The 784-nt window shown below is 41.1% G+C and carries 2 protein-coding genes; both read right to left on the reverse strand.

Going from position 1 to position 784, the window contains the following annotated elements:
* On the reverse strand, positions 1–613 hold a 613-nt coding region (locus RJP21_RS31490; protein ID WP_483874811.1), incomplete at its 3' end, for a nuclease/transposase family protein.
* Between the two features lie 4 nt (positions 614–617).
* The coding region (locus RJP21_RS31495; protein WP_310862616.1) for a transposase at positions 618–784 on the reverse strand (167 nt) is incomplete at its 5' end.

Here is a 784-nt window from a genome sequence, read left to right on the forward strand (position 1 = left end):
TACGCCTACGTTGCTCATGCTTTCTTCGTATGTACTTGTTTTGTCTGCCGTTTCCAAAGAATCGGGTTTTACCTGTAGAAGTTACAGAAACAGCAGGAACTTTTAAACCCAGATCAATCCCCATGATATTTTCGTTGTTTGTTACACTTGTAGGCACTTCTACCGAAATCTGAGCGTACCATTTCCCTGACTTTTCAATGATACGCATCAATCCAAGTTTGGCTTTTCTCAACAGCTCCATATCTCTACTCGTCGCTGTAGCACGAAACGTTGTTTTCTTCGTCTTTTCATCTACAACGATCGGGAAAGCAACTGTATTTTCGGATACCGTGTAGTTTTGATTGTTAACGAAATATACAGGTTTTTTAAGAATGGGACGAACACCAAGTTTCTTGATTTTACTGAAAACACTTTTGGCATCACGAATCGCTTGATTACAAACGGCAGACGGAAGAATGGTTTCTACATCTTTTGTAGTCATTTTCGGGAATGCCCCCAGTTGTTCAGCCTGTGCGGTTAGTTGATTGACTACCCGAATGTACTCCTTTCCCAATTGAACTAAAATGGCTGGTTGGTCAGGGAATATACGTATCTTAACGGTTAAAACTTGCATGTGTTCACCCCCTTTTCTTTTGTTCTTCAACATAACGCTTTACGGTTTCGCTTGATACGTTTCCAGCTGTACTCACGAAAAAAGAACGTGTCCACAGACTAGGCAAATGAGCAAGATGCTCAAACTCCTGCCTTAATATTCGAGAGGTCACTCCTTTCACTTTTGCCATAA

Source organism: Paenibacillus sp. VCA1, from assembly GCF_031583795.1.
GTDB classification, from domain to species: Bacteria; Bacillota; Bacilli; order Paenibacillales; family Paenibacillaceae; genus Paenibacillus_AQ; species Paenibacillus_AQ albilobatus.